General features: G+C 71.7%; 15 protein-coding genes and 1 pseudogene. 11 read left to right on the top strand and 5 right to left on the bottom strand.

Features of this window, described 5'->3' with window-relative positions:
• Positions 1–203 precede the first annotated feature (203 nt).
• A complete protein-coding gene (locus tag ACGH7X_RS41680) occupies positions 204–1,451 on the bottom strand; it encodes an FAD-dependent monooxygenase (RefSeq protein ID WP_399896583.1) in 1,248 nt (415 codons plus the stop codon).
• Between the two features lie 70 nt (positions 1,452–1,521).
• Between ACGH7X_RS41680 and ACGH7X_RS41675 the strand changes: the two genes are divergently transcribed.
• The 6 genes and pseudogenes from ACGH7X_RS41675 to ACGH7X_RS41650 all read left to right on the top strand — a co-directional run bounded on the left by ACGH7X_RS41675 (position 1,522) and on the right by ACGH7X_RS41650 (position 7,883).
• Complete coding sequence (locus ACGH7X_RS41675; RefSeq protein WP_399896580.1) at positions 1,522–2,094, top strand: TetR/AcrR family transcriptional regulator C-terminal domain-containing protein; 573 nt, start codon at positions 1,522–1,524, stop codon at positions 2,092–2,094.
• A 118-nt stretch (positions 2,095–2,212) separates the two neighbouring features.
• Positions 2,213–3,386: pseudogene (locus ACGH7X_RS41670) on the top strand (MMPL family transporter); the annotation flags it as partial.
• 398 nt (positions 3,387–3,784) lie between these two features.
• Positions 3,785–4,699, top strand: a complete 915-nt coding sequence (locus ACGH7X_RS41665; protein WP_399896577.1) for an ABC transporter ATP-binding protein — start codon at positions 3,785–3,787, stop codon at positions 4,697–4,699.
• Positions 4,700–4,848: 149 nt separating this feature from the next.
• Entirely contained in the window at positions 4,849–5,577 is a 729-nt protein-coding gene (locus ACGH7X_RS41660) for an ABC transporter permease (protein ID WP_399896574.1), read from the top strand.
• Between the two features lie 105 nt (positions 5,578–5,682).
• The gene (locus ACGH7X_RS41655; protein ID WP_399896571.1) at positions 5,683–6,387 is read left to right on the top strand and encodes a response regulator transcription factor; all 705 of its coding nucleotides are present in this window, start codon (positions 5,683–5,685) and stop codon (positions 6,385–6,387) included.
• Positions 6,388–6,404: 17 nt separating this feature from the next.
• Complete coding sequence (locus ACGH7X_RS41650; protein ID WP_399896568.1) at positions 6,405–7,883, top strand: sensor histidine kinase; 1,479 nt, start codon at positions 6,405–6,407, stop codon at positions 7,881–7,883.
• Positions 7,884–7,947: 64 nt separating this feature from the next.
• Here ACGH7X_RS41650 and ACGH7X_RS41645 read toward each other — a convergent pair whose 3' ends face one another.
• A complete protein-coding gene (locus ACGH7X_RS41645; protein WP_399896566.1) occupies positions 7,948–8,112 on the bottom strand; it encodes a hypothetical protein in 165 nt (54 codons plus the stop codon).
• A gap of 538 nt (positions 8,113–8,650) precedes the next feature.
• Between ACGH7X_RS41645 and ACGH7X_RS41640 the strand changes: the two genes are divergently transcribed.
• From ACGH7X_RS41640 to ACGH7X_RS41620, 5 genes are all read left to right on the top strand, one after another.
• A complete protein-coding gene (locus ACGH7X_RS41640; protein WP_399896563.1) occupies positions 8,651–9,298 on the top strand; it encodes a SigE family RNA polymerase sigma factor in 648 nt (215 codons plus the stop codon).
• The gene (locus tag ACGH7X_RS41635) at positions 9,295–9,636 is read left to right on the top strand and encodes a hypothetical protein (protein ID WP_399896560.1); all 342 of its coding nucleotides are present in this window, start codon (positions 9,295–9,297) and stop codon (positions 9,634–9,636) included. Before ACGH7X_RS41640 ends, ACGH7X_RS41635 begins: the two co-directional genes overlap by 4 nt.
• A 110-nt stretch (positions 9,637–9,746) precedes the next feature.
• Positions 9,747–11,138: an alpha/beta hydrolase gene (locus ACGH7X_RS41630; protein ID WP_399896557.1), complete on the top strand. Its 1,392-nt coding sequence runs from the start codon at positions 9,747–9,749 to the stop codon at positions 11,136–11,138.
• Positions 11,139–11,197: 59 nt separating this feature from the next.
• Positions 11,198–12,097 carry an alpha/beta hydrolase gene (locus ACGH7X_RS41625; protein WP_399896555.1) on the top strand — a complete coding sequence of 300 codons (900 nt, stop codon included), beginning with the start codon at positions 11,198–11,200 and terminating at the stop codon, positions 12,095–12,097.
• 431 nt (positions 12,098–12,528) lie between these two features.
• On the top strand, positions 12,529–13,179 hold the full coding sequence (locus ACGH7X_RS41620) for a DJ-1/PfpI family protein (RefSeq protein WP_399897741.1): 651 nt from the start codon (positions 12,529–12,531) through the stop codon (positions 13,177–13,179).
• A 54-nt stretch (positions 13,180–13,233) separates the two neighbouring features.
• Here ACGH7X_RS41620 and ACGH7X_RS41615 read toward each other — a convergent pair whose 3' ends face one another.
• From ACGH7X_RS41615 to ACGH7X_RS41605, 3 genes are read right to left on the bottom strand one after another with little or no spacing between them, the layout of a single operon-like run.
• Entirely contained in the window at positions 13,234–13,479 is a 246-nt protein-coding gene (locus tag ACGH7X_RS41615; RefSeq protein ID WP_399896552.1) for a hypothetical protein, read from the bottom strand.
• Positions 13,476–14,117 carry an RNA polymerase sigma factor gene (locus tag ACGH7X_RS41610; RefSeq protein ID WP_399896549.1) on the bottom strand — a complete coding sequence of 214 codons (642 nt, stop codon included), beginning with the start codon at positions 14,115–14,117 and terminating at the stop codon, positions 13,476–13,478. Before ACGH7X_RS41610 ends, ACGH7X_RS41615 begins: the two co-directional genes overlap by 4 nt.
• Positions 14,114–15,115 carry a hypothetical protein gene (locus ACGH7X_RS41605; protein WP_399896546.1) on the bottom strand — a complete coding sequence of 334 codons (1,002 nt, stop codon included), beginning with the start codon at positions 15,113–15,115 and terminating at the stop codon, positions 14,114–14,116. The genes ACGH7X_RS41610 and ACGH7X_RS41605 overlap by 4 nt, the downstream gene beginning before the upstream one ends.
• Positions 15,116–15,121: the final 6 nt, after the last annotated feature.

Raw genomic sequence — 15,121 nt, 5'->3', positions numbered from 1 at the left:
AGCTCCAGTCAGGAGGATGGGAAGAATGCGGCGGCACCGGGCCGCGTTCCGCCTGTACGGGCCGGGAGGAACACGTGCCTCAGCCGTGCTCCATGGTTTGCCGCGCGGGACGTCCTCGTCGTCCCACCCCTGCTGACACCGCCTCGTACTGCGATCACAGTACGAACGGGGTCATGTGTGCCCTCGTGGGGGATGCGCCGCGGTCAGGCGGCCCGGAGTTCCGGGTAGTGCGGAAGCCGCCAGGCACCGCCCCGGTCCTCTTTCGAGAAGCGTGCCGCCAGGTCGGGGACTCGGAGCCTGGTGGCCATGCCGGTGACGCCGAGGAAGGCGTCGATCGCCCGCTGGGTCATGGGCATGGCGAGCTTCAGCAGACGCGGGTTGACCTCGCCCTGGATCTCGTCGGTGAACGGCCGCAGCGTGGTTTCGTAGTTCGCCAGTGCCGTCGGGAGATCGTCCGGGCGCCGGTTGATCTCGCCGGCCAGGACGTGGGCGCCGACCAGGCCGCCGGAGGTTCCCATGCCGCTGTAGGGGGAGGCGCAGTGCGCGGCGTCTCCGGCGAGGACCACGCGACCCCTGGACCAGGTGTCGGTGCGCACCTGGACGATCTCCTGGGAGTAGAAGAACGGGCTCGTCTTCATGCCGTCGACGAAGCGCTCGGTCTGCCACCCGGCGTCGCGGAACCTGCTCGCCCAGAATTCCCGCTGCTTCTCGACGGGTTCGCGGTGGATCGCCGATGCCTGCGCGGAGTCCTCGCGCAGGACGAAGTACACCTGTGTCTCGGTCGGGTTGTGGCTGCGGCGCATGATCTGGCGGCCGCCCGGGACCATGCAGGTGTCGCGGATGTTGCTGTCGGAGGCGATGCGCGGGACGAACCAGTAGGCCATGTGGATGCCGACCCGCCAGTACGGGTCGGCGCCGTCCGGGAGGATCGTCCGACGCAGGCGTGAGCCCTGTCCGTCCGCGCCGACCAGGAGGTCGTACGTCTCGGACGATCCGTCGGAGCAGTGGGCGACGACCTCGTGCTCGTCCTGGTCGAAGCCGTCCACGCTCGTGCCGTAGACGTACTCCACGTCGTTTCCGGTCGCCTCGTGGAGGATGCGCACCAGGTCGCCGCGCATGATCTCGTACTCGGACGTCAGGCTCTGCCGGCCCCGGCCGGAGGTGTTCGCCATGAGGGTCGCCCTCGGCCTGCCGCGGGCGTCGAGGAAGGCGACACCCGCCTCGTCGACGAGCTTGCCGCGGACGGTGTCGATCAGCCCCATGCGCCGGACGGCCTCGATGCCCTGGCCTCGGAGATCGATCTGGGCACCGGTGGCCCGCAGATCCGGGTACCGCTCCCTCACGGTCACCCGGTGCCCCCCTCTGACCAGCCAGTACGCCAGCGCTTGACCGGCGATCCCGCCGCCGGCCACAAGAACCCGCAGGGAGGTCGTCCCCGACCGCTGTGCCATTGCCCTCACCCCAGAATCTATCGGTGAATGATTGCTCTCCAGAGTCATCTATCAGCGATAGGTTGTCAACGTGACCAAGATGAATCGGGAGACGGTGATCACCGAGGCGCTCGACCTGCTCGACGAGGTCGGACTGGACAGTGTCAGCACCCGGCGGCTGGCGAAGCGCCTGGGTGTCGAGCAGCCGTCGCTGTACTGGCACTTCCGCACGAAGAGGGATCTCCTGACGGCCATGGCGCAGGCCGCCATGGGGCCCCACGCGGCCGAACCGCTGCCGGAGCCCGACGAGGACTGGCACACCTGGTTCCTGGAGAACACGCGCAGTTTCAGACGCACCCTGCTCGCACGCCGTGACGGTGCACGGCTCCACGCCGGCAGCAGACCCACCGCCGACCTCGACCGGATCCGCCGCAAGATGGACTTCCTCGTCGCGTCCGGCGTACCCGAGCGCCATGCCCAGACGGCGATGCTCGCGTCCGGCCGCTTCACCGTCGGCTGCGTCCTGGAGCAGCAGGCGCAGACCGGCCCCGGCGACACGGCTGACCTCCCGGCCGGCGTACCGGAGATCGATCACGAGTCGGCGTTCGAGGCGGGGCTGGCCCTCATCACGGACGGACTGGCGCTGCACGTGGACGCGGGGTAGTGACACCCCGTCCCGCTCGGCGCGCCGGGCCAGGTCCGAGGGTGAGGACGACCACAGCTCCGGGGCTGTGGCGTGGATCGCCCGTCGGCGCAGGGCGTACTTGCCGACTCGCGGAGCGGCCGTCACAGCCGTCGGCTACAGCCTGGGCAGCGTTTTCAGCTTGTCCGTCACGGCTGGCACCCTCGCCTCGATGCTCGGCCTGGCCTGCGGCATCGACTACGCTCTGTTCGTCGTTTCCCGCTACCGAGAGGAGCGGGCCAAGGGGCACGCCCCGCGTGAGGCCGCCGGTCTCGCCCTGGCCGGGCTTTCGGTCGTGAACATCCCGGCGCTCACCAGGATGGGCATGAGCGCTGCCGGAGCCGTCCTGCTCTCCGTCCTGATCTGCCTGACCCTGCTGCTGGGCATCGTGGCACTGAGCGCGCTTGCCGCCCCGGCCGCCGGTCTGCAACTGGGCATTCCGGGGGACGAGGCCAAAGCGGTCACCGGCACCGAACGTCGTGCCTACGACGTGCTGGCCGAACGTTTCGGCCCCGGCTTCAACGGGCCGCTCACCATCGTCGTGGACGCGAGGGGCGCCGCGGACCCCGCACACGCCGTAGCGGTGATCAGCCGGAAGGTCGGTGCCACCGACGGGATCGTCGCGGTGACCCCCGCCACCAGCCCCACCGATGCCAAGACCGTCGATCTGGTCAACAGAATCCGCGACGAGCGCCCCGATGCCGAGGCCGGGACCGGTGCGAGCTATGAGGTCACCGGCTCCACGGCGGTGGACATCGACATCTCGGAGAAGATCCGGTCCGTCGTCCTGGTCTTCCAGGACGGCCACGGTGCCGACCTGCTCGGCGTGGAGCAGAGCGGTCCCGTCATGAGCCTGATGCCGATCTTCCTGGTGGGCATCATGTTCGGGCTGGCCATGGACTACGAGGTCTTCCTGGTCTCCCGGATCCGCGAGTCCTACCTGCACGGCCACCGCCGCGCTGATCATGACGGCGGTCTTCTCCGGCTTCCTCGGCGCCGAGGACCCCCTGATCAAGATGCTCGCGTTCGGCCTGACCGTCGCGGTCCTCCTCGATGCCTTCGTCGTCCGCATGACGCTCGTCCCCGCCGCGCTGGCCCTGTTGGGCGACCGGGCCTGGCGCCTGCCATCCTGGCTCGACCGGATCGTGCCCCGCATCGACGTGGAAGGAGCGGCGCTGCTCCGTGAGCAGAGTGTCCGACCCTCCCCGGCAGGTGTGGAAACCGTGCCGGTCACCGCTGGTCTTCCGAGTCAGGACTCCTCTACGGAGGTGTAGGGCTGTCTGGTGGCGCGACTCGGCAGCCGAAGGCCGAGTTGATCGTGTCGGATGCGGAACGGGCTGCGCCGAGGGGATGGGCGCGGCGCCGTTCCACACCGCATGCCGTGGTCGAGTGGCTGACGATGCTCGTCGGCACTCGTTCGTGAGAGATCGCCACCGCGAGGCCTTCCCGCCGACCGTGCGCAGTACGTCCTGACAACACTCTGGGAGTTTCCTCACGATCGCCTGGCATACGATCAGCCAATAGGTTCATTTCAGGGACATTTCTCGTGATGTCGCTCGCGATTCCCATCGGACTCTCATAAACGCTCATCACGCTCGCATCGGCCCCGGCGAGCGTTGGTCTCGCCGCACCAGAGCGTGCGGCCTGTCAACGAGCGGATCAGGGAGAGCGAATGATCGAGGTGCGCGGGCTGACCAAACGCTACGGCGAGGTCCTGGCCGTCGACGATCTGAACTTCAGCGTGCGTCCCGGCGAGGTGACCGGCTTCCTCGGCCCGAACGGCGCCGGAAAGTCCACCACCATGCGGATGATCCTGGGCCTGGACGCCCCCACCTCCGGCACCGCCACCATCAGTGGCCGCCCCGTCGCCGAGCATCCCGTGCCGATGCGGGCCGTGGGAGCCCTGCTGGACGCCAGCGCGGTACTGGGCAGCCGGAGCGCGTACCACCATCTGCTGGCGCTCGCGGCGAGCAACGGGCTCCCCCGCAGCCGCGTCGACGCCGTCCTGGAGGACGTGGGGCTGTCGGGGGTGGCGCGCCGGGCGGCCGGCACGTACTCGCTCGGCATGCGCCAGCGGCTCGGCATCGCGGGCGCCCTGCTGGGCGACCCGCCGGTGCTCGTGCTCGACGAGCCCCTCAACGGACTCGATCCCGAGGGCATCGTGTGGATCCGCCGGCTGATGCGGCGCATGGCCGCCGAGGGGCGGGCGGTGATGGTGTCCAGCCATCTGATGAGCGAGGTCGAGCTGACCGTCGACCACCTGGTCGTCGTCGGCCGCGGCAAGCTGATCGCCGACACCGGCATGGCGGACTTCATCGCCTCGGTCGCGCACCAGGAGGTCGTGGTGCGCAGCCCACAGGCGGTGTCCTTCGCCGGCCGGCTCGCGGCGGCCGGCGCCGCCCTGCGGACCGGCGAGGAGGACGAACTGGTCGTGACCGGGCTCGACGCCGCGCACATCGGCGCGCTGGCCGCCGCGACGGGGGTCGAACTGCACGAACTGGCGTCGCGCCAGACGTCTTTGGAGGAGGCCTTCATGGAACTGACCCGGGACAGTGTCGAATACTCCGCCGAAGGGGAGGCCGCGTGATGAGCCGCAGCACGGTCGCGACCCGTGTGCCACGCCTGAAGCGGCCCGCGAGGCCGCGGCGCGTGAGGCGCGAGGATCCGTCCACGGGACCCGTGGGGCGGGCGACGTTCGGTCACAGTCTGCGCGCGGAGTGGATCAGGTTGCGCACGATGCGCTCCACCCTGTACGTGGTTCTGGCCACCCTTGGCGCCGGAGCCGGTCTCGGCACCCTGAACGGATCCTCGGCGGGCGACGAGTACGCCGCGATGTCGGCCGCGGACAGGCTCACCTTCGACCCGCTGGCCACCAGCCTCAAGGGCATCATTCTGGCCCAGCTCACCCTGGCGCTGCTCGGCGGCCTGGCCATCGCCTCCGAGTACGGCAGCCGCACGATCGTCAGCACGCTGACGGCGGTCCCCCGCCGCGGCCGGGTGCTCGTGGCCAAGGCCGTCGTGGTCCTGGCGATCGCGCTGCCGACGGGACTGCTGACGACGCTCGGGGGCTTCCTCGCGGGCCAGGCGGCGCTGGACTCCTCAGGTGCCCCGTACCTCGCGCTCGGCGACGCGGGGGCGTGGCGGGCGGTCCTCGGCGGCGGGCTCTACCTGGCCCTCTCCGCCCTCCTCGGGCTCGCCGCGGGCACCATGATCCGCAGCACCACGGCCACGGTGACGACGCTCTTCGCGACGACACTGCTCGTTCCCGCGCTGGCCCCGTCCCTTCCCGGTGCGCTCGCGGACGGGGTGGCGAAGTACTGGCCGCCTTCCGCGGGCGGTCAGATCGTCACCGGATACCACGACCCCGACCTGCTGGGCCCGTGGCCGGGCTTCACCGTGATGGCGGACTGCGTCGTGGTCCTGCTGGGCGCGGCGTTCTTCACCTTCCGCCGACGGGACGCGTAGAAGGATCGGTACGGGGCGACCGGCAAGAACGACAGGCACGACAGGCACGACAGGCACGACAGGCACGACAGGCACACGCGATCACGCGATCGGAACGGGACGGACATGGCGGAACAGCTCCTGGTGGTGGAGGACGACAGCACGCTGCGTGAGCTCCTGTCCGCGAGCCTGCGACTGGCCGGCTTCGAGGTCCGGGCGGTGACGACCGGCGCCGAGGCGGTGGCCGGGGTGCGGAGCGATCCGCCCGACCTCATCGTCCTGGACGTGATGCTGCCGGACTTCGACGGGTTCGAGGTCGTACGCAGGCTGCGTGACGGCGGACCGCGGCTGCCGGCGCCGGCCGGGCCCCCGCCGGTGCTGTTCCTCACCGCCCGGGACGCGGCCGAGGACCGGATCAGCGGGCTGAGCGCGGGCGGCGACGACTACGTCACCAAACCGTTCAACCTCGAGGAGCTGATCCTGCGCATCCGGGCCATCCTGCGCCGCACGGGCGGCCGGCAGCCGGATGCCCACCTGGTCGTCGCGGACCTCGCTCTCGATCCCGAGGGCCATCACGTCACCCGCGGCGGGGTGCCGGTCCTGCTGTCCCCCACCGAGTTCAGCCTGCTGAAGGTGCTGATGGAGCACGTCGGCCAGGTGCTGACCAAGCGTCAGTTGCTGGAGGCAGTGTGGCACTACGACTTCGGCGGCGACGACAGCATCGTCGCCTCGTACGTCAGCTACCTGCGGCGCAAGGTGGACGCCGTCGAGCCCAAACTGATCCATACGGTGCGCGGCACCGGCTACGTACTGCGCAGGCCCTCGCGGTGAGCAGGGTGCCCAGCACCGTGACGCGTCGTATCCGGGGCCTGTCGCTGCGCGGGCGTCTGCTCGTCATCACCCTGGCCCTGCTGGTGGCCGCTCTGCTCGGCAGCACCGGGATCGCCGTCGACCAGCTTCGGCGCGGCCTCGTGGCGCAGTTGGACGAGCGGATCCGCGGCGTGGCCGAGGTGACCGCGCGCCTTCCCGTCCTGCCGGAGGCGGTCGGCGAGGACGACGCTCCGCGGGTGCGCGACTCGGTGGAGCTGCAGTGGGTGCGGGACGTCTACATCGCCTACCTGACACCTGAGGGGCGCGTCGAGCGCGTGGTGCGGTCCGCCGTACGGCAGCCGCCCGCGTTGCCGCGACTCGACCAGGCGGAGGTCGCCGGGCGTTCCGGCGAGCCGTTCACCGTCGAGGGCGGGGGCGGCACGGGCGACTGGCGGGTGATCGCGGTGCCGCGCACCGACGGGCCCGGTGCCCGGAGCGGCAGCGTGGTTGCGGCCGGCTCGCTCGGTGAGGTCGACGACGCCGTGTGGCACCTCGCCGGGCGGGTCCTGGTCCTCGACACGGTGGTCCTGGCGCTCCTGGGGGTCGCCGGGTGGTTCGCGGTACGGGCGGGGCTGCGGCCGTTGCGCCGTATCGAGACCACCGCGGCGGCGATCGCGGCAGGCGACCTGTCCAGCCGGGTACCGCGGCTGGCCGCCCCGCGCACCGAGTTGGACCGGCTGTCCACGGCACTCAACGGCATGCTGGACCGGATCGAGGCGGGCGACGCCGCCCGCGCCGATTCCGAACGGCGCATGCGCCGGTTCATCGCCGACGCGAGCCACGAGTTGCGCACCCCGCTCGCCGGCATCAAGGGGTTCACCGAGCTGTACCGGATGGGCGGCATGCCCGAGCGTGCAGACGTGGACGCCTCGATGGGCCGGATCGAGCGGGAGGCCGCCCGCCTGGTCGACATGGTGGAGGAACTCCTGCTGCTCGCCCGGCTCGACGAGCACGGCACCGCCGCCGCGCTCCCGCTGGACTTCACGCCGATGGACCTGCGCACCCTGGCCGTCGACGCGCTGCACGACCTGCGTGCCCTGGACCCGGGGCGGCCCGTCGAGCTCACCGGCCTCGGTGGCGGACGGTCCGGCCCCGCCCCCGTGCTCGGCGACGAGGCCCGGCTGCGCCGGGTCACCTCCAACCTCGTCGGTAACGCCGTCGCCCACACGCCGTCCGGCACGCCGGTTCGCATCGGCGTCGGCACCGAGGGCGAGTACGCCGTACTGGAGTTCGCGGACGAGGGTCCCGGGATGACGGACGACCAGGCCGCGCGGGTCTTCAGCCGCTTCTACCGCGCCGACCGGGCCCGCGCCCGTACGGGAGAGGGCGGCGCCGGTCTGGGGCTGGCCATCGTCGACTCGCTGGTGCGCGCCCACGACGGCCGCGTCGACCTCCGGACGGCACCCGGCGCCGGCGCGACCTTCCGCATCCTGCTGCCCCGCGACACGTCGGAGTGACCTCCCGACGGGCCCGGCAGGAGAAGCGGGTCTGTTCCGTAGTCGGTGGTGACGGAGGGTGTGGTCAGCCCAGGAGGATGCGGTGGCGGAGGAGGGGGAAGCTCGCGCGGCCGTACATCTGGCGCTTGATCAGCTTGGTTTTGTTGTGCACGCCTTCAGTGCCGCGGTTGTGGTGCGGCAGGCGGACCACGACCTGCCGGCCGTCGACCGGCACATCCTCGATGATCACAGGCGAGCACTCACCGTCACCACCGACTACGGAACAGACCTGAACGTTTGACAGACCCAGACTCTGCGGCGAAATATCCACTAGCTCTTTTGCGCGAACCTCTCCGAGGTGAAATTGAGAGATCTGCCGAGCGGACTTTCATCAATCAGGAGACGAACAGAAGTGGCTGCGGGCAACGCCGTGGCGTGAGGAGGCCTACGGCAGTTGACGTCATGCGGACCAGCACCCGATCGGTGGCCGGGGCGGCAGCGCCCTCCGGGACGCGGGGCGGCGCCGCGACCGGCGGCGGCGAGCCCGGAACAGAAGTCGTGACCAGTGGCCCGCAACCCCGGTGGCTGCCGGACGTCTGTCAGGGCGAAGGGTCCGGGCTCGGCCTCGGGGTCTTCTTCGCCGACAGATTCGAGGATGACCGTTGTCCGACCGAACGCGCCGGGTCCTGCCACCCCGGCCCCCCGCCGACCGGCCCGTGGCCGAGGCCGACTCCGTGCCGGCGAACCCGGCGCCGACCCGCCCCGTCCCCAGCACCGCCGGTCGCTGAATGTCCGAGATCCTTCTCCTCCTTCCCGTCCGCCCTGCCCAAGGGATCCGGGGGCTGCTGCGGCGCGTTGCCGACGGCCGGGCGGATGCCCCGCCCGAGCCACCGGTCCTGGACGTCGGCTCCCGGTCCTGGTCCGGGGCGGACCCCGGCTCCGACTCCGACTCCGAGGACATCGACTCCCTCTACCACCACCGGCGACTCGAACTCGTGCGGCTCGCCGTCCTCCTCGTGGACGACGTACCCACGGCCGAGGACGTGGTGCAGGACGCCTTCACCGCCGTGTACCGGCGCCACGGGCCCCGGCTCGCCGGGCTGGACAACCCCGAGGGGTACGTGCGCCGCTGTGTGGTCAACGCGGCCCGCTCGGTACTGCGCCGACGGCGGACCGTACGGTCGTACGTGCCTCCCCGGACGACTCCCGCGCCACCGCCGGAGGAGGAGGTACTGCTGCGCGAGGAGCATCGGGAGGTACTGCGCGCGCTGCGCCGGCTCACGGCCCGTCAGCGCCAGGTGATCGTTCTCCGGTACTGGTCGAATATGTCCGAGGAGGAGATCGCGAACACCCTCGGCCTGTCCCGCGGCACGGTGAAGTCCACCGCGAGCCGAGGACTCGCCGCCTTGGCGCGGCGGCTGGAGGAAGCGCCGTGACCGGGCCGGAGCAGCGACTGCGTGAGGCGCTGGACGCCAGAGCCGCCTCGGTGACGTACGGAGATCTGCGTCCTCCGATGCCGCCGTCGGCCGGCGGGTCGCTCATCAGGGTGTGGTACGGGGCCGCGAAGGTGGCGGGTCTGCTCGGTCTCGCGGCGGGGCTGGCAGCAGTCGTGCTGTTGCTGTCGGACGCCCCCGAGCAGCCGCCCACCCAGGTGCCCGCCCCCTCCCGGACACTGGCGCCGGACCTGCCGTCGGCCACGCCCACCCCGAGCGCCGTCCCCACCCCGTCACCCGACGTGGCGAGACCCAAGGGACCTGAGCCGAGCGCGAGCTGAAGGACGCCGGGCACGTCCGGCACGCCAGGGGAAGTGTGGCCTGCCCGGCTCCTGCGGCACAGCAACGGCCGACCGCCTCGTACCGTCCACGACACGACAGGAGAAGCACTGTGCCCATTGGAATGATCGCCCGGAGCAGTCCGGAACCCGCCCGCCGTCCCGGGAAGCCGGGCCGGCGTCGCGAACTGCTGCCGCTGCTTGCCGCCGCCACCGTGCTCGGCGTGCTCCCGCTCGCCGGAACGGCGTCCGCCGGACCGCGCCCCGTACAGCGGCCGGAGGGCACGTACGTCACGGCCGCGGCGGCGCGGCAGGGCGCCGCCGTCCGGGAGTCCCGTTACGACCTGGGCGACCAAGCTTTCGCTCCAACACCCGAGTTGGGGTATGAGGGGCGCTCCGAGGTCGCCGCGACGGTGTACCGCCCGGCCGACCTCGGCAGCCGCGCCCTTCCCTTGGTCGTCATGGAGCACGGTTCGTGGGAGACGTGCGCGGACGCGGGCGCCGCGGCGGACCGTGAGCGGGCCGTCCGAGCCCGCGACCGGGCCGAGGCGGCCGGGGACCAGGCGGAGGCCGAGCGGCAGAACGCCCTCATAGAGCGTGCGGCCGGCAAGCTCTGGGCGTGGCCGTGTGCCACGGGCACCCGGCAGATCCCCAGCAGTAGCGGATACGACTACCTGGGCCGCGCGCTGGCGGCGCGGGGGTTCGTCGTGGTGTCCGTCGGAGTCAACGGCCTCAACTCGACGGAGGGCGGTCAGGCGCCCACGGCCTACCGTGCCCGGGCCCTGCTCGTCGAGCACCATCTGAAGCTGTGGCAGCGCCTGGCAACGCGCGGGGAAGGACCCCTGGCGCACGCGTTGACCGACACGGCCACCGGCCGGCCGGACCCGGTGGACTTCCGGGGGCACCTCGACCTGAAGCACGTCGGGCTGCTGGGGCACTCGATGGGAGGCGGCGGCGTCATGCAGGAGGTGTCCGACGACAACCCGCGTGCCCTGCCCGGCGGGGTGCGCATCGCCGCCGCGTTCACGCTGGCGCCCACGGCCACCTGGGACTTCGAAGCGGTGACAGGGGTCCCCTTCGCCGTCATGTGGGGCACCTGCGACGCCGTGAACACTGGGTCGTACTTCGAGCACAACCGCGCCACCACCCGGTTCCCGGCGTTCAAGTACACCCTGACCGGCGGCAATCACGACTTCTACAACCGGCAGTGGTCACCCGACAGCGGCCAGGTGGCCTCCCGGGACGACGCCGTGCCCGGCAGCGCTCCCGGCACCTGTCTGTCGCAGTACGAGGACCGTGACCGGCCTCGGGTCGACCAGCCCCGTATGACGGCGGCGTACCAGCGGCTCGTGACGACCAACCGGGTGTCGGCCTTCTTCCAGAGGTTCCTGCGCGGCCGGGACGACCTCACGCCCCGTCTCACGGGAGACCGCCCGTTCCCCGGCGAGGGCCGGCCGGGGCGGGTGTCCGTCGAGCACGTACCCGGCACGGGCTCAGGGCGTTGACCGGCGTGCGGCGATCTGCGGAACAGGAGGGACGAGGCGTGCGGCGGACGCGAGGGGGCGTGGTCGCTCTTGCGGCCGCGGGGCTGGTGCTCGCGGCCTGCTCGGCTCCGGACCAGGACGCTCCCGCCCGGACGGCCAGGGCGACGCCGGACCGTGCGTCGTCCCCTCCGGCCGCGGCGGGAGACGGGGGTGCGGGCGGCACCCGGACCGACCGGACGCGGGTACCGGCGAACCCGCCGGCCGAGTACACCCCGTCCTGGCCCGACGACACGGTGCGGACGAAGGCCGGATACCAGGTCACCACATGTGTGCCCGAGGAACTGCGTGACAGGGCCACCGTGCTGACGACCCGCGACGGGTTCCATCTGTCCGCGCTGGTCCTCGGTGACGGCCCCGACGGCGTCCTGCTCGACCACGAACAGGGCTACAACATCTGCTCGTGGCTGGAGACGGGGCGGCGGCTCGCCGCGGATGGCTTCCGGGTGGTGCTGCCGGAGTACCGCAACCACGGGGCGTCCGAGTACGACGAGAAGAACGAGGACCCCGACCTGGACGCCGAGGCGGCCCTCGCCGAGCTGAAACGGGTCGGGGCCGAGCGGGTGTTCCTCGCCGGAGCGTCCTGCGGCGGGACCTCGACGATCGTGGCGGGCGCGGCCCAGTCGCTTCCCGTGACCGGACTGCTGATCATGTCCTCGCCCTCCGCATGCCTGACCGTCGACGCGGTGCCGCCGGTGCGCCGGATCACGGCACCCTCACTCTTCGTCGTCGGGTCGGGCGACCTCCAGGGGAACATGGAACGGGAGGTGCGCGTCCTCTACGAGAACTCCGGCGCCAAGGACAAGCGGCTCGTCGTCGACGACGACGAACTGCACGGCACGGACATGCTGCGCCGGAGCCCGCGTCGTGACCGGTTCCAGGCCATGGTGACGGAGTTCATCGAGGAGCACGCCCGGGGCTGAGCGCCGTCCCGGTCACCGGCGCCGAGGCCGGACCCCTCGCACCGGGCGGTCGCGGTGGCACCCGCCCGGTCCCGTCAGTACCGCACGGATGCCGTTCTGCGGATCTCCACGACCGTGCCCCACCGTCCGGCGAAGGCGCCCCACACCACCCGCAGGCGTGCGTCCTCACGTGCCACCCGGCCGACGACCGAGGCCGGGTCGGGGCCCGGCGCCCGCTACGGCGCGTCGTCGGAGGTCCCCCATGTGGCGATGTGACCGGCCAGCACCTCGGAGTGGAACTGGACGCCCCACACGGCGGTCCCCACGCGGTGGGCCTGATGGGCGCAGCGCCTGCTGGTGAGGAGCGGGACGGCGCGACCACGGTGACGGAGGAGAGGTTGAAGTGGTTGGACGCGAAGATCTTGGACTGGTTGAAGGCGTCGATCGTGCCGATGACGTTCACCAGGGCGGTGTCCTTCTGGAGACTGATGAAGTCGTTGAGCATCGGCCCCTACGAGGTCATGGGCCGCCTGCCCGGCACCGAGGTCGTCTTCGTCGCCGAGCATCGGGGCATCGTCGTCAACGACCTGGGGAACCTTTCGGTGGACGTCGTGACGAGCCTCGCCGACGTGCCGAAGCCGGACGTGGTGCTGATCGGCGGAGGCCCGGGCCAGGCGGAGCAGATGTCCGACGGAGCCCTCCACGCGTGGCTGCGCAGGGTCGAGCGGACCTCCGTGTGGACGACCTCGGTCCGCACGGGCTCCCTGATCCTCGCCGCCGCCGGACTCCTCAAGGGGCGCCGGGCGACGTCCCACTGGGCCGCGCTCGACCACCTCGGCGAGTTCGGGGCGACGCCGTCGAAGGAGCGGGTCGTCGTCGACGGCCACTACGCGACGGCGGCAGGCGTCTCCGCCGGAATCGACATGGCCCTGAGCCTGGCCGGTCAGCAACTGGGCGACGACGTGGCACGCACCGTTCAGCTCATCATCGAGTACGCGCCGCATCCGCCCTACGACGCGGGATCCCTGGAGTCCGCGCCACCGGACATCGTCAGGATGGCTACGGAGAGGCTTGCCCAGCGGTTCCCCGACGGCCAGGGGTGACACCGGGCGGGCGTCCCCTCCCGGTGCGGCTCCGCGGAACGCGTCCACGGCCCCTCAGGGCGGGACCACGACGTCGAACCCTCCGTGACGCGGTGGCACGTCGGGTTCGCCCAGGAAGTTCAGCGCCCACAGTCCCACGGCGTCGGCGACGGCCACGATCAGTACCGCGAGTACCCAGCATGACGAGCCGCCGCCTGCGCTCCCTGCGCGCTCGGGCGTAGGTGTCCGGGAGGGCACCACGGTGCCGGCGATCGAGTCGAGGGCCTCGCGGAGCAGGGTCTCGGGGTCGTCGACACTCATCGACGTATCCCCATGGCACGCGAAAGCGCATGCATGCCACGCGAGATGTGCGACTTCACCGCGCCCGTACTGATCCCCATCGCCTCGGCGATCTCCCGTTCCCTGAGATCCATCCAGTACCGCAGCACCAGTGCCTCCCTCTGCCGCGTGGGCAACCCCTCCAGAGCGTCGACCACCTGTCGTTGGTCCTCGTGCAGCATCGCCGTCGCCTCGGCGGAGGCGACGGGGTCGAGCCGCACGTCCGCATGGCGGCGTGAGACCTGCAGACGACGTATCCGCATCCGGACCAGGTTGCACACCACGGAACGAAGGTACGCGGCGGCGGCCTGGGGCGCACGCAGTCTGTACCAGCGGCTGTGCAGCACGCAGAACGCCTCCGCCACGACGTCCTCGGCGTCCTGGTCGGCCCCCAGCAGCACGGCCAGCCGTACTAGTTGGGCGTGCTGCCCGTCGAACAGCCGGATCATCGCGGTCTCCCGCTCGACGTCGCGCAGGTCGACGCCCGGCGCCGTGTCCGCAGGATCCGTGTCCGCCGGAAGCGCGGAAGCGTCGGCGGTGTCCGGGAGGCCGGAAGCCTGCTCCCCGAGTACGGTCGTGCACCCCCGCGTACGGCGCCGGGGCCTGTCCGTCTTCCTCACCGTGCCGCCCCGTTCCGGCGCACGCCACCACCGGCGGGTCTCAGCAGACCCGGCAGTCCTCGTGGTACACCGAGCCGGTCCAGCGGCGGACTCGCCGGCGCCACCACGACGACGTTGACGGCAAGGCCGACAACACCCGCGTACACCTGCGCGTCCAAGGGGCCGACCGAGACCCGCACGAGGGAGGAGAACCCGCCCCGGCTCACCAGCGCGGTGCCGACCACCATGCCCCCCACCCAGCCCGCGAGCAGGGAGAGGCGGTGCGGTGTGCGGCGCGGCAGGCCCAGCACGATCGAGGGCAGGATCTGGAGGACCCACACCGCCCCCAGCAGGTGCAGGTTGATGGCGGCCTGGCCGCGCACCCTCAGGGCGAACGCCAGCGCCCCCACCTTGACGACCGGCGACATCAGCCGGGCCGTCCGGGTCACCTGTGCCACGGTGGCCGTCGGGTTGACGAACTCCAGGTAGACGTTCCTCGCGAAGAGCGTCGCCGCGCCGATGGACCTGACCGCGGCCGGCACGAGCGCCGCCACGGCGATGGCGCCCAGGATCATCCCGGCCGCCCACCCGGGAGCGAGGTCGAGCACGAGCAGCGGTACCGCGAGTTCACTGCGCCCCGGTGGAAGGCTTACCCCCGCCGCGAGCGCCGCGATGCCGAAGAGCGCGAACAGGCCGAGCATTGCCGTCCGCCCGAAGAGCGTGACGGACGTCCTGCGCGGTACGTCGCCCGAGCGGGCGGAGAAGGCGACCTGGAGAACGTGCGGGAAGGCGAAGAGCGCCATCGCCGAGCCGACGGCCAGGGAGACGTACGCCGGCGCCAGCGCGGGCCCGGGTACGAGTGAGGCGGTGCCGTCCTGCGCCGCGAACGCGGCGTCGGCCCGGGCGAAGCGGTCCGCCGGCGACCCGCCTCGCGCCGCCGGGCGGGCGCTGAGCAGAGCGGCCGCCGATCCGACGAGTACGACGGCCGAATAGGTGATGACAGCACCAGGGCTGTTCATGGCTCC

This window comes from Streptomyces sp. BBFR51, assembly GCF_044591655.1.
Classification (GTDB): domain Bacteria; phylum Actinomycetota; class Actinomycetes; order Streptomycetales; family Streptomycetaceae; genus Streptomyces.
This window is presented reverse-complemented; position numbering and strand designations above follow the sequence as displayed.

Excerpts from the sequence above, each read along its gene's own strand:
- ACGH7X_RS41680 (WP_399896583.1), bottom strand. The coding sequence starts at position 1,451 with ATGGCACAGCGGTCGGGGACGACCTCCCTGCGGGTTCTTGTGGCCGGC.
- ACGH7X_RS41665 (WP_399896577.1), top strand. The coding sequence starts at position 3,785 with ATGATCGAGGTGCGCGGGCTGACCAAACGCTACGGCGAGGTCCTGGCC.
- ACGH7X_RS41660 (WP_399896574.1), top strand. The coding sequence starts at position 4,849 with ATGCGCTCCACCCTGTACGTGGTTCTGGCCACCCTTGGCGCCGGAGCC.
- ACGH7X_RS41655 (WP_399896571.1), top strand. The coding sequence starts at position 5,683 with ATGGCGGAACAGCTCCTGGTGGTGGAGGACGACAGCACGCTGCGTGAG.
- ACGH7X_RS41640 (WP_399896563.1), top strand. The coding sequence starts at position 8,651 with ATGTCCGAGATCCTTCTCCTCCTTCCCGTCCGCCCTGCCCAAGGGATC.
- ACGH7X_RS41620 (WP_399897741.1), top strand. The coding sequence starts at position 12,529 with ATGACGTTCACCAGGGCGGTGTCCTTCTGGAGACTGATGAAGTCGTTG.
- ACGH7X_RS41615 (WP_399896552.1), bottom strand. The coding sequence starts at position 13,479 with ATGAGTGTCGACGACCCCGAGACCCTGCTCCGCGAGGCCCTCGACTCG.
- ACGH7X_RS41605 (WP_399896546.1), bottom strand. The coding sequence starts at position 15,115 with ATGAACAGCCCTGGTGCTGTCATCACCTATTCGGCCGTCGTACTCGTC.